General features: G+C 45.7%; 26 protein-coding genes. 18 read left to right on the top strand and 8 right to left on the bottom strand.

The window, feature by feature from the left end; translation table 11 throughout:
- Positions 1–27: 27 nt before the first annotated feature.
- From AZI85_RS03445 to AZI85_RS03465, 5 genes are all read right to left on the bottom strand, one after another.
- On the bottom strand, positions 28–1,851 hold the full coding sequence (locus AZI85_RS03445) for a PAS domain S-box protein (protein WP_063242767.1): 1,824 nt from the start codon (positions 1,849–1,851) through the stop codon (positions 28–30).
- A 49-nt stretch (positions 1,852–1,900) separates the two neighbouring features.
- Positions 1,901–3,190, bottom strand: a complete 1,290-nt coding sequence (locus AZI85_RS03450) for a putative Na+/H+ antiporter (RefSeq protein ID WP_063242768.1) — start codon at positions 3,188–3,190, stop codon at positions 1,901–1,903.
- Between the two features lie 77 nt (positions 3,191–3,267).
- Complete coding sequence (locus tag AZI85_RS03455) at positions 3,268–3,564, bottom strand: hypothetical protein (RefSeq protein ID WP_063242769.1); 297 nt, start codon at positions 3,562–3,564, stop codon at positions 3,268–3,270.
- On the bottom strand, positions 3,564–4,259 hold the full coding sequence (locus AZI85_RS03460; protein ID WP_063242770.1) for a hypothetical protein: 696 nt from the start codon (positions 4,257–4,259) through the stop codon (positions 3,564–3,566). Before AZI85_RS03460 ends, AZI85_RS03455 begins: the two co-directional genes overlap by 1 nt.
- Positions 4,260–4,368: 109 nt before the next feature.
- Positions 4,369–5,175: an HNH endonuclease family protein gene (locus tag AZI85_RS03465; protein ID WP_063242771.1), complete on the bottom strand. Its 807-nt coding sequence runs from the start codon at positions 5,173–5,175 to the stop codon at positions 4,369–4,371.
- Positions 5,176–5,288: 113 nt separating this feature from the next.
- Here AZI85_RS03465 and AZI85_RS03470 point away from each other — a divergent pair, with 113 nt between their 5' ends.
- Together AZI85_RS03470 and AZI85_RS03475 are read left to right on the top strand one after the other, a co-directional pair.
- Positions 5,289–6,305, top strand: coding sequence for a hypothetical protein (locus AZI85_RS03470; RefSeq protein WP_063242772.1), 1,017 nt, complete (start codon positions 5,289–5,291; stop codon positions 6,303–6,305).
- A 74-nt stretch (positions 6,306–6,379) separates the two neighbouring features.
- On the top strand, positions 6,380–7,021 hold the full coding sequence (locus tag AZI85_RS03475; RefSeq protein ID WP_253720819.1) for a Crp/Fnr family transcriptional regulator: 642 nt from the start codon (positions 6,380–6,382) through the stop codon (positions 7,019–7,021).
- A gap of 14 nt (positions 7,022–7,035) precedes the next feature.
- On the opposite strand, the gene AZI85_RS03480 is transcribed toward AZI85_RS03475, so the two are convergent.
- Positions 7,036–8,103: a branched-chain amino acid aminotransferase gene (locus AZI85_RS03480; protein ID WP_063242774.1), complete on the bottom strand. Its 1,068-nt coding sequence runs from the start codon at positions 8,101–8,103 to the stop codon at positions 7,036–7,038.
- A 199-nt stretch (positions 8,104–8,302) separates the two neighbouring features.
- On the opposite strand from AZI85_RS03480, the gene AZI85_RS03485 reads away from it, so the two are divergent.
- The 10 genes from AZI85_RS03485 to AZI85_RS03525 all read left to right on the top strand — a co-directional run bounded on the left by AZI85_RS03485 (position 8,303) and on the right by AZI85_RS03525 (position 18,255).
- Positions 8,303–10,576 (top strand): heavy metal translocating P-type ATPase, encoded by a 2,274-nt coding sequence (locus tag AZI85_RS03485; protein WP_081110897.1) that lies wholly within the window; start codon positions 8,303–8,305, stop codon positions 10,574–10,576.
- The gene (gene ccoS / locus AZI85_RS03490) at positions 10,573–10,728 is read left to right on the top strand and encodes a cbb3-type cytochrome oxidase assembly protein CcoS (protein WP_063242775.1); all 156 of its coding nucleotides are present in this window, start codon (positions 10,573–10,575) and stop codon (positions 10,726–10,728) included. Before AZI85_RS03485 ends, ccoS begins: the two co-directional genes overlap by 4 nt.
- A gap of 71 nt (positions 10,729–10,799) precedes the next feature.
- Positions 10,800–12,848, top strand: a complete 2,049-nt coding sequence (ccoN, locus tag AZI85_RS03495; protein ID WP_437435108.1) for a cytochrome-c oxidase, cbb3-type subunit I — start codon at positions 10,800–10,802, stop codon at positions 12,846–12,848.
- Positions 12,845–13,015: a CcoQ/FixQ family Cbb3-type cytochrome c oxidase assembly chaperone gene (locus AZI85_RS17505; RefSeq protein WP_081110898.1), complete on the top strand. Its 171-nt coding sequence runs from the start codon at positions 12,845–12,847 to the stop codon at positions 13,013–13,015. Before ccoN ends, AZI85_RS17505 begins: the two co-directional genes overlap by 4 nt.
- Positions 13,012–13,578 carry a cbb3-type cytochrome c oxidase N-terminal domain-containing protein gene (locus tag AZI85_RS03500; RefSeq protein WP_063242777.1) on the top strand — a complete coding sequence of 189 codons (567 nt, stop codon included), beginning with the start codon at positions 13,012–13,014 and terminating at the stop codon, positions 13,576–13,578. The genes AZI85_RS17505 and AZI85_RS03500 overlap by 4 nt, the downstream gene beginning before the upstream one ends.
- 8 nt (positions 13,579–13,586) lie before the next feature.
- Positions 13,587–14,984 (top strand): cytochrome c oxidase accessory protein CcoG, encoded by a 1,398-nt coding sequence (ccoG, locus tag AZI85_RS03505; RefSeq protein WP_063242778.1) that lies wholly within the window; start codon positions 13,587–13,589, stop codon positions 14,982–14,984.
- Positions 14,981–15,610, top strand: a complete 630-nt coding sequence (locus AZI85_RS03510) for a sulfite exporter TauE/SafE family protein (protein ID WP_063242779.1) — start codon at positions 14,981–14,983, stop codon at positions 15,608–15,610. The genes ccoG and AZI85_RS03510 overlap by 4 nt, the downstream gene beginning before the upstream one ends.
- A gap of 60 nt (positions 15,611–15,670) precedes the next feature.
- The gene (locus AZI85_RS03515; protein WP_063242780.1) at positions 15,671–16,366 is read left to right on the top strand and encodes a hypothetical protein; all 696 of its coding nucleotides are present in this window, start codon (positions 15,671–15,673) and stop codon (positions 16,364–16,366) included.
- A 216-nt stretch (positions 16,367–16,582) separates the two neighbouring features.
- Positions 16,583–17,926: an OmpA family protein gene (locus tag AZI85_RS03520; protein WP_063242781.1), complete on the top strand. Its 1,344-nt coding sequence runs from the start codon at positions 16,583–16,585 to the stop codon at positions 17,924–17,926.
- Positions 17,927–17,937: 11 nt separating this feature from the next.
- A complete protein-coding gene (locus AZI85_RS03525; RefSeq protein ID WP_063204533.1) occupies positions 17,938–18,255 on the top strand; it encodes a hypothetical protein in 318 nt (105 codons plus the stop codon).
- A gap of 18 nt (positions 18,256–18,273) precedes the next feature.
- Here AZI85_RS03525 and AZI85_RS03530 read toward each other — a convergent pair whose 3' ends face one another.
- A complete protein-coding gene (locus AZI85_RS03530) occupies positions 18,274–18,951 on the bottom strand; it encodes a protein-L-isoaspartate O-methyltransferase family protein (RefSeq protein ID WP_253720820.1) in 678 nt (225 codons plus the stop codon).
- Between AZI85_RS03530 and AZI85_RS03535 the strand changes: the two genes are divergently transcribed.
- The 4 genes from AZI85_RS03535 (at position 18,950) to gltS (ending at position 22,579) form a co-directional block, all read left to right on the top strand.
- Positions 18,950–19,951, top strand: a complete 1,002-nt coding sequence (locus AZI85_RS03535; RefSeq protein WP_253720821.1) for a hydrogen peroxide-inducible genes activator — start codon at positions 18,950–18,952, stop codon at positions 19,949–19,951. The two genes, AZI85_RS03530 and AZI85_RS03535, sit on opposite strands and share 2 nt — an antisense overlap.
- Before the next feature lie 117 nt (positions 19,952–20,068).
- Positions 20,069–20,578: a Dps family protein gene (locus AZI85_RS03540; protein ID WP_063242783.1), complete on the top strand. Its 510-nt coding sequence runs from the start codon at positions 20,069–20,071 to the stop codon at positions 20,576–20,578.
- Between the two features lie 31 nt (positions 20,579–20,609).
- Entirely contained in the window at positions 20,610–21,350 is a 741-nt protein-coding gene (locus tag AZI85_RS03545) for a ZIP family metal transporter (protein ID WP_063242784.1), read from the top strand.
- 47 nt (positions 21,351–21,397) lie between these two features.
- Positions 21,398–22,579: a sodium/glutamate symporter gene (gene gltS / locus AZI85_RS03550; RefSeq protein ID WP_063242785.1), complete on the top strand. Its 1,182-nt coding sequence runs from the start codon at positions 21,398–21,400 to the stop codon at positions 22,577–22,579.
- A gap of 1 nt (position 22,580) precedes the next feature.
- Here the strand turns inward: gltS and AZI85_RS03555 are convergent, their stop codons facing one another.
- On the bottom strand, positions 22,581–22,838 hold the full coding sequence (locus AZI85_RS03555) for a KH domain-containing protein (protein ID WP_253696287.1): 258 nt from the start codon (positions 22,836–22,838) through the stop codon (positions 22,581–22,583).
- Between the two features lie 314 nt (positions 22,839–23,152).
- Here AZI85_RS03555 and AZI85_RS03560 point away from each other — a divergent pair, with 314 nt between their 5' ends.
- Positions 23,153–24,244, top strand: a complete 1,092-nt coding sequence (locus AZI85_RS03560) for a Rieske 2Fe-2S domain-containing protein (protein ID WP_063242787.1) — start codon at positions 23,153–23,155, stop codon at positions 24,242–24,244.
- A 109-nt stretch (positions 24,245–24,353) separates the two neighbouring features.
- A complete protein-coding gene (locus AZI85_RS03565; protein WP_253720822.1) occupies positions 24,354–24,743 on the top strand; it encodes a hypothetical protein in 390 nt (129 codons plus the stop codon).
- Positions 24,744–24,801 lie beyond the last annotated feature (58 nt).

The following is a 24,801-nucleotide window of genomic DNA, read 5'->3' on the forward strand; positions in this document are numbered from 1 at the left end:
TTGTCTAGCCCCTAAAAAAATAAATTTTTATTGAGTCACAGGATTTAAAGGAATGGTAAAGACAAAGCGAGAACCCTGGCCCGGCCTGCTTTCTACTGAAATCCGGCCGCCCATTTTTTCCACCAGCTCTTTGCTAATACTCAACCCCAGCCCGGTGCCCCCGAAGCGGCGAGTTATTGACGAGTCCCCTTGATAGAAACGCGTGAAAAGCGTGGCTAACTTATCTTCGGAAATACCTATACCCGTATCTTGAATTGTGAACTCCAGCTCTGGATGCGCGGCCTGACGAAGGGATATACTTAACAGTACGCTGCCTTGGTCCGTGAATTTAAGGCCATTTCCCACCAAGTTGAGCAGGACTTGCTGTAAACGCTTGGCATCTCCAACAACCGTGTCGGGGACGTCACGATCTATATCCACCCGCATTTCCAACTTTTTTTCCTGAGCTTTGATCATAAGAAGTTCCATGCTTTTTGTGACGGTTTCGCGCAAAGGAAATGGCGCCTTTTCGAGAATCATCTGACCCGACTCAATTTTTGAGAAGTCCAAGATGTCATTGATAATGCCTAAAAGGCTTTCCGAAGCGCGACTTAGAATAGTGACATAGCTTCTTTGATCTGCATCGAGCGGACTTTCTAAAAGAACCTCTGCCATACCCATAATAGAATTCATGGGCGTGCGAATCTCATGACTCATATTCGCCAGAAATTCAGATTTGGCTTTTGTCCCCTGCACGGCTTCTTCTTTCGCTTTCAGAAGTTCCGTCTGATAACGATGAAGTTCGGTGATATCCGTCGACACCCCAGCCATAGCGATCACATTTCCTTGGGCATCTAAAAGAGGAAATTTATCTGAGATGTACTGTTTTTCACTGCCATCAGGTAACAGAATGGCGTCTTCGGTTTGCACTGCCTTTTTATTGCGGATGATTTGGTGATCATTGCGTACGTGCCTCAGGGCATCTCTTTCAGCGAAAAGTTCAAAATCAGTTTTACCTAAGAGCTCATCCTTACTTTTTCCCATAAGAACTTCAAACTGACGACTGGCTAAAATATATTTTCCTTCTAAATCTTTCACGTAAATGATGGAAGGAGAAGAATCCAACAAGCCATTCAGAAGCTCCTGTTGATAGCGAAGAATATTTTCCGTCTCTTTTACCTTGGAAATATCCTGCACAATTCCAAAGGCCGTAATGACAACGTTGTTTTCTTTAAGAGCGGCTCCCATCACACGTGCGGGGAAAATCCGCCCTTTGCTGGTCGCTAAGACCGTCTCTATGTCGTACTCTTCTCCACGCTCTCTTAAGTTCTGATATTTTTCTTCAATCAAAGCGCGTGCTTCGGGCGGCAGAAGGCTCATCGCATCTTCCACTTCGGAGATATCTTTGGGATTGATTTCAAAGAGGTCGCACAATTCTTGAGAAAAATGGACTTTTTCTTCCACGACATCCACACTCCAGCTGCCCAACTTTGCGACCTTGTTCGCTTGTTTGTAGATCTCATCATAGACCTTCTGCTGAGTGATATCTTTGACCACGGCGTAGATCAGCCGATTTTTTAGATCAATGCGATAATTCCAACAAAGATATTTGTACGAGCCATTTTTACAGCGATAACGATTGCGAACATCGCGCGTGACCTGGCCATCGTAAGGCACTCCGATTTGCTCTAGAGTATGTTTGTAGTCATCAGGATGAATCAGATTTTTGAAACTCAGCTGAATGATTTCTTCGTTGCTCCAACCCAGCTCTTTTGTCCAAACAGAATTCAGTTTTACGGGAACCCAGTCCATTCCCACGACAGCCACCATGTCACTGGAAATTTCAAAAAATACTGAGTCCTCAAATTCCATCAAGAAATTTTAATGAGGACTTCTGTAAAATGCATCGTTTATTATTTCCCTACAGGACCCATAAACAGAAAATGGCTATTGCGGTCGGAATCAAAGCCGCGATCAAAAGATTCAAAGGCTTAATTCCACCCGGAAATTTATGACTTAGAATAGAGTACCCCGCCGCATTGGGAGCGTTGGCAATAATCGTAAGCCCACCGCCCGCAATGGCACCTGCCACGAGTGCGTATTTGCTGGAGTCACTCAAGCCTTCGACTTGCGATCCCAAATACGTCAAAGCGGCATTGTCCGTAATTGCGGTCAAACCCACCGCTCCTTTGAACAACAGCAAATCACTCATTCCCCCCAGAAGCGGCGCCAACCACCACTTCTGAAACGCCCCAAACTGAATGATTCCACCTAAGAAAAGGGAAACCAAAAGACTTTCCTTCAGGCGAAGCGCATCTTGATAGCGTTGGGTCACACTCGCCACCCCCAAGAATAAAAGAAAGATTCCTAAAAACGCATTCTGATAGTGGCCGGTGATTACAATCCCCCCCAAAAAAAGAAGATGCACTAGTGTGACTCCGGCTGGAATAGGAGCTTGGGCGCCAGACAAACGGGTTTCGACTTCACGAAGAGTGATACAGTTTTGTGAAAATTCTTTTCTAAAAACGGCGACCAGCAAGAGAGCATTCAGTGTCACAGCGATAGCACTCTTCCATCCAAAGTGGGTAAGAACAAAAGTGAAATCCCAGTTCCACTTGCTCGCCACCATAAGAATCGGAGGGGCTGCAAACGGCGTCAGCGCGCCTCCAATAGAAACATTCACGAAAAGAACCGCGATCAAGGCATAAATGAGTTTACTGGATTCTTTTTGCAACATTGAATTCAGCATAAATGCCGTCACCGTCATTGCCGCAGGCTCCGTAATGAAACTGCCACTCAACGAACCCACGACCAAAACGATAAATAGATCCGTATGAATCGCTGGCGTTTTAAATATCTTCTGCACAAGGGAGCTCAAAAATAAAATCCCATGTCGAGCCGCCGCCAGAATTGGTCTCGTTGAACAGACCACCATGATTGCAAAAATAAAGAAAGGCTCCACGAAGTTCAAAGAGGTTTGATACTTAATCGCCTCTCCCCAGCCTTCCAGGCCTATATAAACCGCCATGAACAAGCCCGCCCAAATAGCAAAGACGGCTTCGATTTCACCTAATAGATGTAGAATGCTGTTCCAAGCAGAGTGTTTAGGGAAATGGTGCGACCACTGAATTATTTTTCCCACCATGAAAGTATGAATAACAGCTAGGCCAAAGAAGATAGTTCCAAGAAGTTCAATTGTTGTGTACTGCATGAGTACAATGCTAAACAAGATTGGCCCAAGCTCCAAACAGAACCGGTTTTAAACCTGTCGATTTTGCGTTGAGCCACTTATTTTTTGACGCACGCGCCACTATGACAGACATGATCACCGGCGCAGGTGATTTCTTTTTCCAAAGGCTGTCCGTTTTGACAGGAAAATTCTAAAACTTTCTGTCCATCTAAACAGCGGTCATGTTCTTTGATCATTTGTGTGTAACAAGAATCTCCCAAACAATTCTCATCACCTAAAGAATAAACTACTTTACCTGCAACCAAGGGCTGAACTCCATTGTCAGAGTCCTTACACACACCTGCGTGAACAGTTCCGGTCGCCATAAGAAAAGAAATAATAAGGAGATATTTCATTATTGCACCTCACAGCGGTAGCTCTTCGTTAAAGAGGCTTGGGTTGTCCAGTCACGCTCTTTTTTCGGAGGTCCACACATCACGATCAATTCTAAATCAACTTGCTTTGACTCTTGGCTTTTTAAACGGATTGTTGAAGAGTAGGAGCATGGAGATTGGCAATACTTCTGCTCCATGTATTCACCCAAACTGTTATCACTCATCAGGGTTTCTTGCGCAAACGTGGTGGCATCCGCCGTATTTGCAAAAGCTTTTCTAATGGCTTTTCCACTGGCTGCGACACCGAACTTTTTTCCTTCTGCCGGAGAAAGCTGAATTGCCGTGTACTGTTGGGGGCAAGACTCATGCGGAACTACGCCTGTGGGTTTCGTAGAAACTTCCACCACAGGAGCACTGATGCGTGAACATCCGCCGGGACATCCGCCTGACTGTTTCAGAAATTCTTTTTGCAGACCTTCGAGTTGCGAAAACAAGCCCTTCATTTTAGAGCTGGCCGACAAAATTCCATAACTAATCGCAGGCAAGGCTTGCTTTTCAGCTTTCACCTTCACATCGCAATGGGATTTGTTGTTTTTATTGAGCACATCGCAAAGCTCTTTCAAGTCTTGCGTTGACGATGTCTTCGAAGAACAGGCCTGCTGGGCATGAGCCACAGACCCCAATACAAAAATCAAAGTTAAGAGAATGTGTTTCATGCTGACTTTATCGGCAGATTAAACGGCTTATTTTAGCGCTTTTCCTTGAAAAAACGCCGGTTTCCTTATTGTTTCCACATTGTCAGATTTGAGGGCGAAAGTCCGGCACCTATTGGCACAGAGTCATGTTATTTGCGATATAACGGCGCTGAGCCGCAAGGTCTGCTTCGGAATAACTGAGCTCCGCCGTCGTGCAGTGATGAGTCTGTGCAAGTTCTTCGACGGCTTCTTTTTCAGAAACAGAAAGTCCTAACGACCAGATCAGTTTAACTTTCAACCACTGCGCTAAGTATTGGCATTGATAGCTGCGATTGGGAGGCATATATCCCTCAGGCGTCTTATCACTCTTTGAAGAGTTTTCCGGACCATAGACAGGGAGCAAGTGAAACTCATTCCCCATGTAGTTCGCATAAAGACAACGTCTTTGCCAATTCCATTTGTAAGCACCGCTAATGTAGGCATTTTTCAACGGAACAAAATGATCAATTTGAATATCCGCAGCACGCCGGTAGTCCCGGTTGCTATAGGGATCCGCCCAGTGTCCGTCAGTCACCGTGCACCCGTTAGAAGCGAAAGACACTTCCACGGAAGAATCGCGAATTAAAACTTTTGCGCGCGTGTTATAGCAAGTGCCGTCGCGATGATCGCGCAGCCACGCTCCGAAATGCTTAGCGCGATTATAGCGTTCTTTATAATCCGCGTATTTGTCTTTAGAATACGAAAAGTTGAGAAGAGATAAAACAGAGTTGGTCAGTGCATTTAATTCGGTGGTGTCTTCAAGAAATTCTTCGGCGATATGAAGAGGATTTAAAAGGGCTTTTTTCGGCGGAGATTTTACGGACTCTTGAACCAAATAATACTGAGCGTGGGCTGTTCCGCCCGCCAGCAACAACATTATCAGAAACAATGTTTTCATGGAGTCTCCAATCCTTAGAGATTCGCTGTCTTTTTCATTAGAAAAGCCCTTATCGCGCTTGGCAACGAGTAATTTGTTAGACTTCTGTTAAGGCTGGGCTTACAAAAGTCATTATGTTACGCGCCGGTCGTTTTCGTCATCGCCTTCTTGACGACACATTTTTAAAAACTCAAGGTCCCGTGGCTTCTGAGTGTTTGCAGCCTTTTCTTTCCCTATGGCAGCAAAAACGTCTGAGTGATGTTGAGATCGTCGCGGTGTACATTTTTATTTTCGCATTTTTGCGACGACCGAAAGATTTTTTAGGTGGGGTTCACAATGAATTTCCTCTATCACCTTCCGCTGAAAGCTCTTTGCGCAGCGAAACTTTTTTAGAAATCCTTCGCCGAGTACTTCCGACAGAGTTGAAAGACGCCAAGTCCTTGCGACGTTTTGAAAATACAAATTTCTTCGTTGATCAGTTTTGTTCATTAAGTTGGCGCTCGATCCCGCTAGCCGTACCAAAGTCGATCATTCGCTGGCGAGATCAGGTTTATCCCCTAGAACTCCTAGTGACTCTGCCTTTGCCAGAAGAGGTTTTGGCCATGCAGGCCCAGGGACGTCGCTGCATCAGCATGTTGATTGAAAAAGAGCAGATCTTGAACTTCGTCGAAGAAGGACGAGACGTCTTGGGTTTTATCGTGCACGATTTGATTCACGCAGATCACTTTTTTGCAGATCCAGAAAAGGCACGAGCACAAATTGAATTTTGCAAGCGCTTGCGTGTGATCGCCTCATTTTCTTCCATCCAACAAATGTTAGAGAAAGATGATTCCTTTCGAAGAGAATTTCATTATTTGATGTCAGACATGAACTCTGTACCTTTGCACTTGTTGAAAACCTTAAAAGCTATTCTTCTAGGCTTCTACAAGCGCCAGTTGCATTTGGAGATGGCAGACTCACTTCCGCCTGCTGTCGAAGACAGTTTTACTCATTTTTTCAAAGATATCCTCGCACCTTGGAACTTCTCCGAACAGCAGCTAATCGCTGCGCAACGGCTTAATACGGCTCAGTACAAAGGTCGCGAAGATGGAGAACTGCTGCACCAAGCTTTATCGACAAACTTCCATGACGAAACGGCAAATCTTTGTTAGTATACTTAACTGAGATGTCGTTGAAAAAAGATTGCCCTCCACAACCTACAACCGAAACCTGCAGAACCTGCGAAATGAAAGCAGATTCTCTGATGTGTGCGTCCCCGGACGTGCAGCAGATGGTTGAAAAAGCCCGTGTCACTTGTCGCTTCAAAGCCGGTCAAGTGATCTTCTATTCAGGAAACGACTCTTTAGGTATTTTCACCATCCAAAATGGGTTGGTGAAGTTGGAAGTCACCTCCCCTTCTGGCGCGGCTCACACACTTCGTTTAGTCGGACCGGGTGGCACTCTGGGATATAGATCTTTATTTGCTGGCGAGCCCTATCACGCTTCCGCCGTTGCGGTTGAAGACTGCGAGCTTTGCTTTATTCCCAAAGCCGATGTGATGAATATTTTTAAGTCCTATCCAGATTTGGCGATGAAACTTCTTTCGCACATCTCAAAAGATTTGCGCATGGCTGAAGAAAAGTGGATGGGCCAGATGGACAAAGATGCTTCCGAGCGTATTGCCGAAGCGCTGTTGTTCTTACAAGAACACTTCTCTCATCAGAATTGGACAAGAAGAGAAATCGCCCAATGGGCAGGCACGACTCCTGAAACTGTGATTCGTACTTTAGCTACTTTTGAAAGAGAAGGTTTGATTGATCAGTCAGCGGGTCGCGGGATTCGTATCCTTTCCCGCGATAAGCTTCGCGAAAAAGCGGAACTGAATTAGTTCCGCTTCCCCTATTAGATTTTATAAAGCCAGTTGAATGTGTCTTTGACGGTGCCGTTTTGAATGCCCGTCAGCTCTTCGTACAAACTGGCGGCAACAGGCCCCATCTCACCATTATTCACGGAGATCTTCCAATCTTTGGCTGCGAGTTCGCCCACAGGGCTGATCACGGCGGCAGTGCCGGTCCCAAAAATTTCTTTAAGCGTGCCGTTGGCTGCAGCATCACGGACTTCTTGAAGCTTCACACGACGTTCGACAACCGGTTTATTCTTAGACTTCAAAAGCGTGATGATAGAATTTCTTGTGCCACCACCTAAGATTGTTCCTTCCAAAGAAGGTGTGACGATTTCATTTTCAAATACGAAGAAGACATTCATCGTTCCCACTTCTTCAATGTACTGACGATTCACGTCCAACCATAACACTTGAGAGTAAGAATTTTTCTTCGCCTGCAAAGCGGCTTTAAGACTTCCCGCATAGTTCGCCGCTGCCTTCGTTGCCCCCAAGCCGCCCGGAGCGGCACGAAGATATTCTTCTTCGACCCAAATCTTCACCGCTTTAGTGCCTTCTCCATAGTAAGAGGCAACTGGAGAAAGAATTGTGAAGAACAAATATTCTTCCGCCGGACGAACTCCTAAAAAGGATTCGCTGCCAATCAATGTCGGACGAATATAAAGCGAGCAACCTTTTTCGGAAGGAATCCAATCACGATCGACCTTAATAAGTTCTTTGATACCCTCGATGAAAACTTCTTTAGGCGGAGCAATCATACAAAGACGTTCTGCTCCCTCAGCCATGCGAGCCCAGTTAAACTCTGGTCGGAATAAAACACAGCTTCCATCTTGATGCGAAAAAGCCTTCATTCCTTCAAACAACGCCTGACCATAGTGCAAAACACTCGCGCCTGGATCTAACGGAATCGGTTCATAAGGCGTGATGCGCAGATTGTGCCAGCCTTTTTGCGTGGAATAAGAAGCCAGGAACATGTGATCGGTGAAGTAGCGACCAAAGCCCAATGAATCGGCAGAAGGACGGTTTTTTGGATTCTTCGTCTTTTGAATAGAGATGGGATTTGCTGTCATGTCCCCAATAAATCACGAGCGCGTTTGTGGCGCAACCAATTGATGCACTTTTATCCACCCTGCTCCCAAATTGAAACAATTGTCATGATTTAAACACAATTTCACCTCTTTCCCATTCTCAAATTTTTGTCGTTTATGATGGGAATCATGTTTTTATACTGTGATTTTCCGCAAAGTAAGGTCAGAGGAGATGACTGAAATGTCTCTGACGACACTGATTCAATGCAAATACTGCGCGACACCTACAGAAGTGGGACCTTATTGCTGTCGCGCATGTGAAGTATTAGATACTCAAGTCGGCGCATTTCCTTTAGTAAAAAATTCATCCAATCCTTACTCTTATCTCGACCAAAAAGACTTCAAAGATATCTATCGCCATGGCGATCAGAATGAATTCGATTATTTATTTTATGCCGAAGGTTTGCACTGCTCGTCCTGCGTCCACTTGCTTGAAAAACTTCCCGAGTTTTATCCCGATGTCGTCAATGCTCGGGTGAATTTTGCACAATCCACAGTCGCGATCAAAATAAAGGATCAGGGGTCGCTGGCTCAAGTGGCGTACGTCATTAAAGAGCTAGGTTACACTCCGTCACTGCTTTCAGCGCAAGACCACGTCGCCGAAAAATTTAAAGCTGAAAATCGCGCGTTTTTAAAGCGCATCGCGGTCGCCGGTTTCTGCGCTGGGAACACGATGCTTTTTGTAATTCCCGTGTATGCAGGACTTGCCGGAACTTGGGCGCAAGTTTTTAATTGGCTGAGTTTTTTATTGTTCTTACCGATCTTATTTTACAGTGCGATTCCCTTTTATCGGGGAGCTTGGAATACTTTAAAATACAAAGTCATCAACGTAGACCTTCCTATCGTCATTGCGATGTTGTCAGGATTTATATTGTCGACTTACAGTCTGATCCGTGGCGAAGGGCATATCTATTACGATAGCACCGCAAGCTTTCTTTTCTTCATTCTTTCTGCCCGATACCTGTTGAAACGCGTTCAACAAAACCATCTTTCTTCCTCGCACTTAAAAACTTTCTTTAAAAATGAACGTTACATCTGCGTGCAGGATGAACAGGAAAGAAGTCTCCCTTGGGATCATATTCAAAAAGATCAAATTCTTTTGATCCAAAAAGGACAGAATATTCCCGCGGACTGTGAGCTGCTTTCGGTGCAAGCCACCGTCGACATGTCTCTTCTTAATGGAGAGTCTTTGCCGAAAGTATTTTCTCAACACATGACCTTGCTTGCGGGCACTCGTCCCCTGGAACACGAAATTCGTGTCAAAGTTTTGGACTCTTTTGCGAACAGTAAATTAGGAAAACTTTTTGCCAAGCTTGAGCATGGCTCGTCCGTAAAAAGTCCTTTCGTCGCTCTGACAGATCGTTTGGCGCAAAAACTGATTATCTCCGTCTTTGGCATCGCGATTCTTTTCTTTGCTCTTTATTATGCCGTTGATCCAACAGAGGCGTTCAATCGAGCCTTGGCTTTGATCGTCCTTGCTTGTCCATGTGCCTTAGCCTTTGGTTCACCCCTTGCTTTCGGTTTGGCCTTAAAAAAGGGGCAACGTCAGGGTCTTCTTATTAAAGATGCCAAGAGCCTTGAAAAAATTCTTACGGTTAAAAACATCTTCTTTGATAAAACCGGCACCCTGACCGAAGGCCAACTGCGTCTTTCTTACACCGAACCCAGCGTCGTCGATCCCGAGCTAAAGAAAATTATTTTAAGCCTGGAAGCGGCCTCCTATCATCCGGTGGCCTTCGCTCTTCGCGAAGCTTGGTCTGAGACGAAAATCCTTTGCACAGCCGTGCAGGCCGAAGAAATCTTAGGTCGCGGAGTGCGCGGATACGTCGATGGCGACTTTTACGAAGTGCGCCACTTAGCCGAAAGCATGCACGAATTGGAAATAGGTATTGAAGTCATTAAAAATGGTCGCAGCATTTCGCGTCTTTACTTCAGTGATACACTAAGAGACGACGCCAAAGAGTCTATCACGCAACTAAAACTGGAAGGCAAAGAGTGCTTCTTGGTTTCTGGTGATCGTAAAAGCCGCACTCTGAAAGTCGCCGAAGTTTGCGGTATCGCGAAAGAGAACGCTTATGGTGAACTCTTCCCAGAAGATAAAAAACAAATTCTCGATAAATACTCTGACACCTGCATGATTGGCGACGGTGCCAATGATTCGTTATGCCTGAAAGAAGCCGATGTCGGTATTGCCGTTAAAGGCAGCGTGGACCTGAGTCTTCATAGCGCAGATATCTATCTCACTCGCGGGGGACTGACTCCCGTTTTAGATCTTTTCAATCTGGCACACCAAACTCGCGGAGTTTTGGTGCGCAACTTAAGCATTTCCATCGTCTATAACGTGGCCGGTGGAGTCCTTGCTCTTTGTGGTTTTATCAATCCCATGATGGCTGCGATCTTGATGCCGGTCAGTTCCGCAGCACTCATCTTGTCGTCGCTATGGGGGTTCCGATGAATATTATCACGATCATGATTCCCATGGCGCTCTTGTTAGGAATCGGTTTCGTCGTCGCTTTCCTTTGGGCGACTTCCAAAGGACAGTTTGACGATTTAGAAACTCCGGCGCACCGAATTTTGAATGATGACAACGAAAGGAAACAGTTGTGAAAACGAACAGTAGTAGTGTCGAAAAAATTTACTACGATGACGACATAGTAAAAAAGTTCGTCCTGGCCACGATGATCTGGGCAGGAGCGGCTTTCTTATTTGGACTTATCGCAGCCCTGCAGCTGGCTTATTGGCCCATGAATGCGAATCTGGAATGGATCACATTCGGCCGACTTCGTCCCTTGCACACAAATGCGGCGATCTTCGCCTTTGCCGGAAATGCCATCTTTGCCGGGATTTATCATTCATCGCAAAGACTTTTAAAAACTCGCATGTTCTCGGATGTGCTTTCAAAAATGCACTTCTGGGGTTGGCAGCTTATCATTCTTTCCGCGGCAATCACTTTGCCTTTGGGATATACGCAATCCAAAGAATACGCCGAGCTTGAATGGCCCATCGACATTGCGATCACAGTGGTCTGGGTCATCTTTGCCGTGAACTTCTTTGGAACGATCCGCCAACGTCGTGAAAAACATATGTACGTAGCGATCTGGTTCTATATCGCGACCATTATCACGGTCGCCGTTTTACACATCGTAAACTCCATTGAAATTCCCGTGGGCATGTTGCAGTCCTACCCTGTCTATGCCGGCATTCAAGATGCTCTGGTGCAATGGTGGTACGGTCACAATGCGGTGGCGTTTTTCTTAACTACACCTTTCCTAGGTCTGATGTATTATTACATCCCCAAGGCAGCAAATCGTCCCGTGTATTCTTACCGTCTCTCGATTGTGCACTTTTGGTCGCTCGTTTTCATTTATATCTGGGCGGGTCCCCATCATCTTCTGTACACCTCCCTGCCAGAGTGGGCGCAAACATTGGGAATGATTTTCTCGGTCATGCTATGGGCTCCCTCTTGGGGAGGTATGATCAACGGGCTTTTAACTTTGAAAGGATCTTGGCATCTTCTTCGTACAGAGCCATTGATTAAATTCTTCGTCGCCGCTTTGACTTTCTATGGAATGTCGACTTTCGAAGGGCCGCTTCTTTCTATTAAATCGGTCTCGGCTTTAGGTCACTACACTGACTGGATTGTCGGTCACGTTCACGCCGGCGCTTTGGGCTGGAATGGTTTCTTGTCTTTCGGGATGATCTACTATTTGGTTCCTCGTCTTTGGAAGACAGAGCTTTACTCGAAAAAACTTTTAGAGAATCACTTTTGGATCAGTTTAACCGGCGTTCTTCTTTATTACATCTCAATGGTGGTTGCAGGTATCACTCAAGGTTTGATGTGGCGAGCGGTGACTCCGGAAGGTCAATTGGTTTACCCGGACTTTATTGAAACCGTGGTTCGCATTGTGCCTCTTTATTGGGTGCGTGCTTTAGGTGGAGGTCTGTTCATTATCGGCTTTATGATGATGGCTTACAACATTTATAAGACGATCAGAAAAGCTCCAAAAGCTGTGGAACAAACTTCTTACGAAGTTCAAAGAACAGGTTTTGATGAACAAACTCAAGACACTCACCGAAAACTAGAAGGAATGGGTTTCACATTTTCTGTTCTTGCGTTCTTGGCGATCATCGTAGGGTCCGTGATTGAGATTTATCCAACACTGTCTTTACATAAATACGTCAACCCAGCGAATATCGTTGAACCGCACACGCCGTTAGAAATTGCCGGTCGTGACATCTACATCCGTGAAGGATGTTATGTCTGCCACTCTCAGCAGATTCGTCCGATTGCTTCTGAAGTTCTGCGCTACGGAAACGCTTCCACAGTGGAAGAGTCCATGTACGATCGTCCCTTCCAATGGGGATCGAAGCGTACAGGTCCCGACCTGGCTCGCTTAGGAAAAAAATATCCCAATCTTTGGCACTACAGTCATATGATTGATCCGCGCGCGGTCACTCCGAAGAGCATCATGCCAAGTTATCCTTGGTTGGTTGAGAAGAACACGGACTTCTTAGTTCTTCGCAAAAAACTTTCGGTGATGAATAAGTTAGGCGTGCCTTACGATTCTGAAGTCGTAGCCAATGCTGACATCCACGCCCAAAAACAAGCACAAGAAATCGCCGCGGATTTAGAATCAAACGGTGCGCCAAAAGGTTTAGCGAAAAAAGAAATCGTCGCTTTGATTGCCTATCTTCAGTCTTTGGGACAGAAAGGGAAAGCTCAATGAAACAAGAAGGATTGAAATTCTTTACTGACACTTATTTGACATCCCTGGGGCTTTTGATTTTCTTCCTGTTCTTTGTCGGCGTCCTTATCTGGGTCTACCGCAAAAACAGCAGTAAAATCTATCACCGCATGGAACAATTACCGTTAACTGACGGAGACTCGGTATGAGCGACCAAGAAAACAAGTTTCACGAGTACGATGGCATTATTGAGCATGACAATCCACTTCCCACTTGGTGGTTGTGGACGTTCTTCTTAACCATCATCTTTGCCTTTCTTTACTATATTCACTACGAACTGGGCGGGGGACCGACCCTGCAGGACGAATTGAAAGTAGCCATGGCCGAGATTGAACAGGGAAAATCTTTAGCGCAAACATCGGCGCCTCTAGAAACAGAAGAGAGTCTGGCGGAAGATTTTAAGAAAGACGGATTGTTAGACATAGGTGCCGCCCAATTCACAGCGAAGTGCGCGGCTTGCCACGGTCAGCAGTTGGAGGGCATGATCGGTCCTAACTTAACCGATAAATTCTGGATGCATGGCAAAGGAACGCGCATGGATATCGTGAAAGTCATCCGTGATGGTGTCCCTGAAAAAGGTATGCCTCCCTGGGGACCTGTGCTTAAAAAAGAAGAGCTTTACGCAGTCAGCGCCTACATCCTTTCTAAAAAAGGCACGAGCCTCCAAGGCAAGGAACCGCAAGGCGAAGCGATTGAAGAATATTTGAAATAGGTTTTTTTATGAACAGACTGGATCCAGGAAAATTAACAAGCGTTGATGAAAATGGCGATCGCCTCTATCTAATTCCGGCGGAAGTGCGCGGATTTTTTAGAAAGCATCGCACCTGGAGCCAGTGTGTTTTGTTAGTGATTTTTTTACTTTTACCTTGGACCCGCATCAACGGCCACCAGACCATTCTGATCGACATTCCGAAAAGAGAATTCGCGCTTTTTGGAATTCTGTTTCGTTCTCACGACGCGCCCCTGCTTTTCTTTGTTCTAGGTACTTTGACTTTGGGTCTTGCCTTTGTGACCTCTATTTGGGGAAGAGTTTGGTGTGGTTGGGCCTGCCCCCAGACAGTCTTTATTGATGCGGTTTTTCGCCGTATCGAACAATGGGTGGAAGGCTCTTACATCGAAAGACGTCGTCTCCGTGATGCTCCCCTTTCTTGGAATAAATTTTCTAAAGTATCGTTGAAGTGGTTTCTATTTTTCGTTGCGTCTTCACTGATCGCCCACAGTTTCATGGCTTACTTTGTCGGCGCCGTAGACCTTATGCATATGGTGCAGAACAGTCCGTTTCAAAATCCAACCTATTTTATTTTAGTCATTTCATTTACCGCTTTAGTGCTTTTTGATTTTGCCTGGTTTCGTGAACAGTTCTGCGTGATCATGTGTCCTTACGGTCGCATTCAGTCGGTTTTATTAGACAGTAAATCCATGGCGGTTGTTTACGATGAAAAACGCGGTGAACCTCGCAAAGGCAGCGCCACGAAAGATAAAGTGGGCGACTGTGTTTCCTGCAATCGCTGTGTGCAAGTCTGCCCGACGGGTATCGATATCCGTAACGGTTTACAAATGGAGTGCATTGCTTGCACGGCTTGTATAGATGCCTGTGACGAGATCATGGAAAAAGTGAAAAAGCCCCGAGGACTTATTCGCTATGACACTTTAGATGGCAGTAAAATCAATCTTAAAAAGCCCCGTTCTTTGATCTATATGACCGCCATTATCTTTCTTGTGGCCGGACTTTCCTACGCTATCGGCACCAGAGAATCAGCGCACTTCACGGTCTTACGTGGCGCGGGCCTACCTTATTCTTATGTGAAAAACAACGAACAAGAACTTATCTTGAATCAGTTCCGTATTCATATCCAAAATCAAAGCGGAAAAGAAGCTTTGTACCAGCTTCGTCTGAATGCGGAGTTATTGCAAAAAGGTGTGGAATTCAGTGTTGCTGAAAATCCGTTACCCCTAAAACCCGGCGACAGTCGCGAATGGTACTTCTTCGTGCGAATTCCACCGGCGTTATTCACGGACAGTGACAAGATTAAAACCACAATTGAAGTTCAAGATATCGGTCCTGAAAAATCTTTGAACAGCACTCGTGAACTAATATTGGTAGGGCCTCGACAATGACCTCAAGCACACTTCTGCTCGCACTAGGAATTCTTTCTGCCAGTTTTTTTGGAAGCTGGCACTGTGCAGCCATGTGTGGACCGATTGCCAGCCTGATGAGCGCGCGACGCTCACTTCTTATGTACAACATTGGCCGAGGATGCGCTTATATTTTTTTGGGGGCTTTTGCTGGTTATTTGGGCCAGTTCTTTTTGCAAAATGACTGGCGCATGTTCCGCTATGTGGGTGCAGGTCTTTTAGCGACGGTATTGATTCTTTATGGTCTTTCGATGCTCTTACCTTCCGGGTTCAAATTTCCTGCGTCACACTTCATTCTTCCGGTCATTAAAAAAATCCAAGGCCGCTTCCTCAGTCGTTCGGGTTTTGTGATTGGCTTACTGACAGCTTTTTTACCCTGTGGATGGCTTTACACTTATGTTTTAGCCGCAGTGACAACGAAAAGCCCCTGGGCTGGCGCATTGGTCATGGGACTTTTTTGGTTGGGAGGACTTCCCACCCTTAGTGCAGTTCCTTCCATGATCCGTTCGACCATTGATCACGCGGGATTGCGCTATCAAAAAATTGCCGGAGGAATTTTAGTGATCTCTGGACTCTACTCGATAGCGAGTTTTATGTTTTTACATTGAATCCGGCGGACCTTTGTTTACACTTAACGTTCTATGGTAAACAAAATACTTATCCCAACAATGACAGCCCTATTACTAACAACATCTGCCTTTGCTCAAGAGGCAAAACCTGAAGCAGCACCAACCGCTCCAGCGGCATCGGAAGCTGGAGCGCCAGCAACTCCTGCCGCAGAAGAAACTCCTTCTGCCGATCATAGCCAATGGCCTCGCAGCCTTTGGGGTGTTTACGGTGGATTGGGTCTTCCACACGGGCTCAATGGTGGTATTGAGTTTTTAGATCAATCTAAAACATGGTCCGTAGCCCTCGACGTTGGCGGCTTTTCCTTCAAGCCGAAAGATGAAGAAAACGACAAAGAAGAAATTTCCTTGGGAAGCTTCGCTATCGAAGGTCGCTATCATCCCTTCACAAGTTCCTTTTACATCGCCGGCGCTTTAGGTACTCAAGGCGTGGAAGCGAAAAAAACGGCGACTTACAGCGGTCAATCCGTGACTCCGAAAGTGAAAATCGGCAACACCTTCGTAACTCCTAAAGTGGGTTGGTTTTGGCAATTTAATTCCGGCTTAAATTTTGGTGTTGAGCTTGGCGCCCAAATCCCTCTTTCTAAAAAAGTGGACGTTGAAGATGGCACAACGGACCCCGTGATCATCAATGACCCAGAGTACATTTCCAACAAGCAAGATGTTGTCGACATCGCGGAAAAGTTAGGTGAACAAGTTCTGCCTCATGCGGCCGTTCGCATCGGTTACGCTTTCTAAAAACAAATTATTTCCATATTTTTAATTTAAAAAAGGAAGGTTTTCCCTTCCTTTTTTATTTCAAAATCCTCACAAACTTCCCTCGACGAAAACAGGATCTGTGCTATCAAACAGCAGGCGTCTATAAGGTATTAGGTTTAGTCTTAAATAAGATGAATCACACCCCTATCCTGGCGAAACACCTTGGTGATCTTGCCAGCCTTAAAGGAGATGCTTATGAGATCGCGTATCAATAAATACCTCGCGGCTCTAGTTCTGACGCTAGCAGCTGGCTGCGCAACGACGCCCCCTAACGTCACTTCGATTCCTAACAGTGCAAATCCCACGACGGAAATCGAAAGAACGGATCAGCTTTTAAAAGAAGCTCAGGATCGTCAAGTCGATGCTCTTTCGCCAGAAAACTATGCCGACGCCAAAAAGGCTTTAGACAAAGCGAAAGAGAAAAAAGCGAAAAACAAATCCAACGAAGATATCTTAGAGCAAGTGTCCTACTCGCGAGCCTGGCTAGAACAAGCCAACGCCAAAGCGGAACTGGCCCAAACTTCGATGAAAGATATCACTGATGCCCGCGCGGGTGCTTTGCGTGCCGGAGCTCCTCAAATGTTTGAAAAAGATTGGAAGAAGGCCGACAAGCAACTTGAAAGCATCACCAAGTCTATTGAAAAAGGAAATCTGAAACCCGCAGATAAAAAAGGTGAAGAGTTGACCGCCTTCTATCGAGATCTGGAAATCAATTCTGTTAAAAAATCACATCTTGAAAAAGCGGAAGACAATATCAAGTCCGCTAAAAAAGATGGCGCTGAAAAACGGGCTCCAAAAACTTTTAGCTTAGCGCAAATGAAGTATGAAAATGCGGAAAAGCTTATCAACTCAGATCCTCGCAACTCGGAAGCCATTCGCCGCGCTTCTGACGATGCCAATCGCGAGTCCGTTCATCTTTTAGATGTGACACGCAAAGTGAATGCGGGTAACACCGAAGATCTGGTTCTTTTGTCCGAACGGCAACAACGCACTATTTCTAGTCTGAAAAATGAGTACTCATCAACGGAGCAAGAACTGCAAAGCTCGCAACAACAGCTCTCTCAATCCGAGCAAGAGCGAGTGGCTTTAGTGGGAAAACAAGCTGAACTTGAAAAAACGAAAGAACTTACGGAAAAAGCGGACCGACTTCGTAAAGAGTTTAAACCCAATGAAGCTGAGGTTTATGTCGAAAATGGCAAACTGATGGTGCGACTCAAAGGCTTGCAATTTGCTTCGAACAAATCGACTTTGAATCCAAAAAGCCAGGCCTTGCTTAAAAAAGTCGACACGGCGTTAACGGATATTGACGCCAGCAAAGTAACTATTGAAGGACATACTGACTCGACCGGCTCTTTTGAAAAGAACAAAGAACTTTCTGAAGAGCGTGCGGAAGCCGTACAAAAATATTTAGTAACTAACGGAGCCGTCGCCGAAGAAAAAGTGGAAGCAGTGGGTGTTGGACCTGAAAAACCAATTAGCGACAACACCACTCCACAAGGCCGAGCGCAAAACAGACGTATCGACCTTGTTATTGAGTAAGGAGGTACCGTATGGCAACACACCTTCCAGGATGGACCGATCTAAAAAGAGAGCTCATGGAAAAATGGCATGAGCTCAAAGAGCGAGACCTTGAGGAGACTCGAGGTAACGCACAGTCCATCGTCGATCTGCTGGAAAAAAAGGTGGGTCTGGCCATGGATGAAGCTAGCGAGAAATTCGCAGAAATAGCCTCTCACTATCACCTTTATGACGAACCCGAAGAACGTCCGGAAGACCTCACAAAGGATAAGAAAGAAAGAGTGCTAGAATTAAAGCCAAAAAAACCGGCGAATCGTGATCGTAAACCGAAAGACGATTTTTTAGCTTAATGACCGGGTCCTGCTCACCTACGCAGGGGATGCGTCCGCGTCCCCTGCACTTTTTCTGATAACAGAAACAAAAGAACAAGGGATGGTTTCAAGAACCCGTTGTTTGCCGTCGTCTTGCTTTTCAATCAACTCTAAAAAGTCATAACCCAAATCATTTTCGCGAACGAAAACCATCAGTCCGCCGATTTTGAGCTGATCAAAAAGTATATTGGGAAATTCGGCCGAACCCGCAGTGAAGATCACCCGATCATAGGGGGCTTCGGAAGTATCCCCCTCAAAGCCATCACCCAGCTTCACCAAGGCATTAAAGATTTTGTTTTGCTCTAGATATTTCTGCGCGCGAACGGCCAATTCGGGAATCACTTCCACCGAAACGACCTTGCCTTCTTCGCCCACAAGATAAGCCATCAACGCTGTATTCCAGCCACTGCCCGAGCCCAACTCAAAAACACGATGACCTTTTTGGAGGTTCATCAAATCCAAAATTTTTAAAACAAAACTCGGCTGAGAAATCGTGGACAAAAACGGAGGCTTATTCCAAAGCAGCAACGGATGATCTGAGTACGCCTCAGCCACCGTGTATTCCGGCACGCAGAGATGACGAGGATAACGATAAAAAGCCTCGACTACTTTCTCTGAAAGAGGAAGTGCTTTATCTAGAACGCGTTTTTGATACTGCTCGATTCGTGAAGGCATGATTAAGCTTGCAATGTTTTTGGCGAAGGAACAAGCTTGTATCATGACACTGACTCAACTGGAATACATCCTTGCTGTTGCCGATACGGGAAGCTTTAGCCATGCGGCTCGCCAATGCCACGTGACCCAACCGACATTAAGCATGCAGATTCAAAAATTAGAAGAAGAACTCGGTGTCGTTCTTTTTGATCGTACCAAACAACCCATTAAAGCTACTTCCATCGGCGAAGAAATTATTCTTCAAGCGCGCTTAGTGGTGCGTGATGCCCAACACTTAAAAGAAATTGTCGACGATGCAAAAGGCACCCTGAAGGGCGAATTGCGCATTGGCATTATCCCGACTCTGGCCCCCTATCTTCTGCCGCTCTTTCTGAAGAAGATGAAAGATCTTTATAAAAACCTGCATCTGACGTTCGAAGAAATTCAGACCGAGACGATGGTAGAAAGAATTCGCAATCACAGCCTGGATTTAGGAATCGTCGTGACTCCGATTGATGATTTAAACATCGCCAATCATGTTCTTTTTTACGAGCCTTTCAGTGCGTATTTTGCAAAAGGGCATCCTTTGCTAGAGAAGAAAACTATTGATGAAAAAGATCTTTCGGTGGACGACGTTTTGCTTTTGAATGAGGGGCACTGTTTTCGCGAACAAAGTCTGGCACTTTGTCGCAATAAAAAACAGACTGTTTCTGCCGACAGGACTTTCACCTTTGAAAGTGGCAGTTTAGAAACATTGAAAAAACTGGTCGATCAAGGAGAGAACTTTACCCTGCTTCCTTGGCTGGCGACCCTAGATGTGCAGGATAAAAAACGTTTACGAAACTTTTCAGATCCTGTGCCCACGCGCGAAGTCAGTCTCATTCATGGACCGCACTTTCAAAGAAAGGCTTTGCTAAAAGCCCTTATTGAAAACATAAAGAAAAACCTGCCCGAAGGTTTAAGCTCTGTTCGTTCTAAAAATCAATTAAAGGTGGACAACCCTCTGGGCTCTCTCAAATAGCTTTCATCTATGCTGACCGTTGACATATAGATTTTTCCTATAGGCCTTATAGAAAAGAAGAACTGTTCAATATTCTCACTTTTTTCTATCCTATGGTTATACAGGAGGACTTCTTTTATGAGATCACAATCAGCACATTCAACAAAAGAACAAGCTCGAAACCTACGTCCTGTTCAAGGAGAAGAGGTTGATACCGCGAGTGTGATAGAAACGCTCAAGAAAACTCTTTCTGACGAATATTTTCTTTACCTAAAAACACAAAACTGCCACTGGAATGTGGAAGGTCCTTTATTTTTCTCTCTTCACAAACTTTTCGAAGAACAATACAAAGAACTTGCTGAGTTCGTGGATCGCACCGCAGAAGTGCTGCGAGCATTGAAGTCTCGCGCTCCAGGCTCTTTTAAAGAGTTTAAAGAATTCTCTTCCATTCAAGAAGCGTCAGACAAAATGAATGCAAATCAAATGATAGACGTCCTTAGCCAGGATCACGCCAATGTCGCCATCGCACTGAAATCGCGTTTAGAAATCGCCGAGGATGCCGAAGAGACAAGTGCTGTGACACTGTATGAAGACTTGATTGGTTTCCATGAAAAAGCGGCTTGGATGATTCGCAGTCACAGATCGTAATTAGCTTTTAGAAATTCCAGAGGGGCTTTTTATGGGCAGTGCATTGATGGGTTTAGCAGCAGGGATTATCACAGGTGGTTCGACCATGCTGGGAGCCTTGCCTATCCTAAAAAAGGAAAGCAAAGCCTGGAATCCTTGGCGAAGTCTCAACTTAGATTTTGCTATTGGGATGATGTTGGCAGCGGCCGCCTTTAACCTTATTGGGCCCGCCTATAATTCCACCTCGGGAGCCCTGGGTGTTTCCTTGGCCTTACTTCTAGGCATTGTCTCGATCTATGGTCTGAGTCACTTTATACATAGTTTTTCTCCTACTCAGTATTCATTGCATCGTCGTGCATGGCTTTTTGTGACCGCGATGATGCTTCACAACTTGCCTGAGGGGCTTGCCTCGGGGGCGGCGCTAAGTGCTGACACACTTTCTCAAGCGAACGGTTGGACGGTCGTCGGTGCCATCGTATTTCAAAACTTCCCAGAGGGTCTTGCCACCGCCGCCGCCTTTCTGTCTATCGGGCTTTCCCGTCGCGCTGCTTTCTTTGGCGCCGCAATGACTGGCGTGATGGAGATCGTGGGTGGTGCTGCCGGAGGAATCTTTGCCTCTATGACCAATGCTTCTCTTCCCTACATCTTAGCCTTTGCGGGAGGCGCGATGATCAGCGTGACGTTGGAAGAGATCTTCGCCAAACTGAAAGAAACGAATATGCGCTATCTGTATCAGAAGGAATTTGTACTAGGCGCCATGTCTGTCGTTGTTATGAATTGGATCATCCAATAACGCAACCTTCCAAGACACAGTGCTGCTATTCCGCTTAGGCTATAAGAATGGAATTAACAGCACTGCAAACTTTAGCCTTTTCGGCCCTGGTCGTTTATTTTGGTCGCTTCTTAAAGAAGAAAATTCACTTCATTGAAAAATACAATCTGCCTTCTCCGGTGATCGGCGGGTTTGTTGTGGCGTCTGTTTTAGCAATCTTAAAAAGTTATGGCATTTTTGAAATCAAGTTCACGAAAACTTTTGAAGAAACTTTGATGATCGCTTTTTTCGCATCCATCGGTTATTCCGCCTCATTGAAACTTTTAAAAGAAGGCGGAAGAACTGTCGTGTTCTTTTTGGCTTTGACGGTGGGCGGATTGATCCTACAGATTCTTGCCGGCATTGGCGCCGCAAAACTTATGGGCTTACCTCCTTTGATGGGCGTGCTTACGGGCGCTGTTTCTTTAACTGGAGGCCCAGGAACGTCTTTGGCGTTTGGACCGCTGTTTGAAACAGCAGGTATCGAAGGCGCTTCTGTTATTGGACTGACAACTGCCATGGGAGGAATTCTTTTAGGTGGCCTCGTAGGAACTCCGCTAGCGACGTATCTTATTAATAAACGTCGTTTAAAAGCCGTTATGGGAAGTGAAGTTGAAGCCGTCAGCGAAGCACCACTGCTTCATGCTCGCATTGGCAGCGATCTTCTTTATCACTTTCTGGCGATGGCGTTGATCATGGGTCTAGGAACAACCTTGAGCCCTTGGATTAACTCTTTGGGAGTGACCCTTCCGATTTACATTGGCTCGATGATCATCGCGGCTATTTTCAGAAATATCGAAGACGTGAAACCTGTTTTTAAGATCAAAGCCGAATGGATCGAAGAAATCGGCGCCGTTTCGCTGACGCTTTTTATCGCAACGGCAATTATGTCCTTGAAACTAGATGAACTTCGCAATGCGGCCTTGCCCATCTTAATATTTTTGGCTTTGCAGGTTCTTCTTGTCGCAATCACGGCTTTGGGACCCGCGTTCTGGGTCGCGGGAAAGGACTACGAGGGAGCCATCATCAGTGCGGGATACGTCGGCTTTATGATGGGCACTTCGGCCAATGCGATGGCGAATATGTCATCCCTGGCCCAGAAGTATGGTCCGGCACCAAAAGCGTTTTTGGTCGTCCCCTTGGTGGGTTCGTGCTTCATTGACTTTATCAATGCCGCACTCATCACCTTCTGCTTAAATTATTTTGGATAAATCAAACAACAAGTTCGATGATGGCGCGGAATCCGTGATTACCCGCCATCGCGCCGATGATATTACGTAACGACGTGATATTCTTTCCTTGAGAGCCGATCAACTTACCACGAAATTCTTGAGGCAAAGTGACTTTGTAAATCGTTGTTTTTTCGCCGGCATTAAAAGTCACTTCTACGTTGTCATAACAAGACGTCATTTCTTGAATCACACTCTGTAAAACTTTTGCCAAACGATCTCTAATTTCATTTTCCTGCATTATCGTATCCACTAGCACAAAATCATTCCTCCGCTCGAACAACTTCATCATGCTGATGTATGAAATCGTGAGCAATCATCACCTGTATTTCTGGTCCACATTGTGTTCCACCAATATATCAGGACAACACCCCCGAGGTGTTACCACAAAGATAAACTTACCGACACCATCCGGTTAGATATTTTTTTGTTAGCTTTTAGTCGCAGAGAAAAATACGAATAAATCCTATAATAGTTGTTAAAATCCAGTTTCAGCTAAACATTGGCAAATTTGAAATACCTTGCTTTAACAAAATATTTTGATTGAAATAGGCCATGACATCGAACTGGCATCGCATTGGCACTCTTTCAGAACTTAAATCCAAACCTCTGCAACAAGTGGAAGTTGGTAAAACAAAAATCGCATTGATATACCGTGACAATAAGTTTAGTGCGATTTCGGGCACCTGCAATCACGTCGGAGGTCCTTTAGGAGAAGGTCGCCTTGAAGGTGACTACGTCGTGTGCCCTTGGCATTACTACAAGTTTCATTATCAAACTGGCGAAGGCGAACCTGGATTTGAGTGCGATAAAGTTGCCAGTTATTCAGTGAAAGAGGTCGACGACGAACTGTGGGTTGATCTTAAGCCCGCCTCCCCTCAACACAAGCAGCCTCACGCCCCTCACCCATTGGCTCGCAAACCCGAACGTGTTGATGGCCCACTTCGTGTGATGGGAATTTCTACGACAGTGATGGATTCTAAAAATCCCCGCGTGTCGACTTCGGAACTTCTTTTGGATGCCGCACTGAAATATGCGCAAAGTAAAGGTTATGAAACACATCTTCACACCTTGCGCGATCTTCACTTCCGCCACTGCGAAGGCTTTTACTCTAAGGCCGCAAGAGCTTGTACCTGGCCCTGCTCGATCACCCAAATGGACCCGAACGACCAACTGGAAAAAGTTTACGAGGACATTGTGCATTGGGCGGATGTGATTCTTTTAGCCACGCCGATTCGCTGGGGATCCGCAAGCTCGCTTTACTACAAAATGGCAGAGCGACTGAACTGCATTCAAAACCAGATCACGACCCACAATAATCAACTTATCTGCAATAAAGTCGCGGGATTCATCATCACCGGCGGACAGGACAATGTGCAGGCCGTCGCGGGGCAAATGATGGGCTTTTTTTCAGAGCTGGGTTTTCACCTTCCGCCCTTTCCTTTCATCGCGCACTCGCTGGGATGGAGTATGGAAAACATGGAACGGAATGTCCGCTACGTGCAAAAAAGTCAGGCCCTTGTAGAGTCCGCCGAAGAACTTTTGGATCGCGCGGCAGGTCTGGCAAGCTCGTTGATTGCTTCCCATGATGCGCACCACCTGCACCACCGTGCGGGCAGAAAAGGCGAAAAAATCCTAGTCGACTGACACGCCTTTTCGCCTATTTGGTCCCCTGTCAAAGATTCAAACACTTCATAAGCTCTATGCCGTTTATTACGGGGAATGAGACTTGCTTTGGCCTTTTGCAGGAGGCCTTATGCGTCGCTGGAGTTTAATTCTTTTTGCTCTTTTTTCTGCGTTTCAAGCGTACAGCTCTAACGCCTGGGCTTGCCATTGTATTGCGGACCCTTATTCAAAAAAGTACATCTATTACAAAAAAACTTGGTACGGCACTAAACGTAAATGGACTTGTGAATACAAGTGCCAAGACATGCGGCAACAACAAACCGTTGTCGTTGGTACGCATGAAAACTGGTATATGTCGGATAAGGGGTTAGAGGGCATCTGCGACGGCCTTCATTACGTCAATCGCTACAATAACTACGTGAAAGACTTTGTCTGGACTTTTGATGAAGCACGCCATTTTGATGCGTCTGAATCGACATCCACAGAGCTAAAAACCTGGAATGCGGAGAAGTGCCGCTAACTCGCCCGAGGTCTGGCTTTAACCCTGTTTTCCCCCTGGTAAAGAAAGATTTGCTAAT

This window comes from Bdellovibrio bacteriovorus, assembly GCF_001592755.1.
In the GTDB taxonomy this organism is placed as follows: Bacteria; Bdellovibrionota; Bdellovibrionia; order Bdellovibrionales; family Bdellovibrionaceae; genus Bdellovibrio; species Bdellovibrio bacteriovorus_E.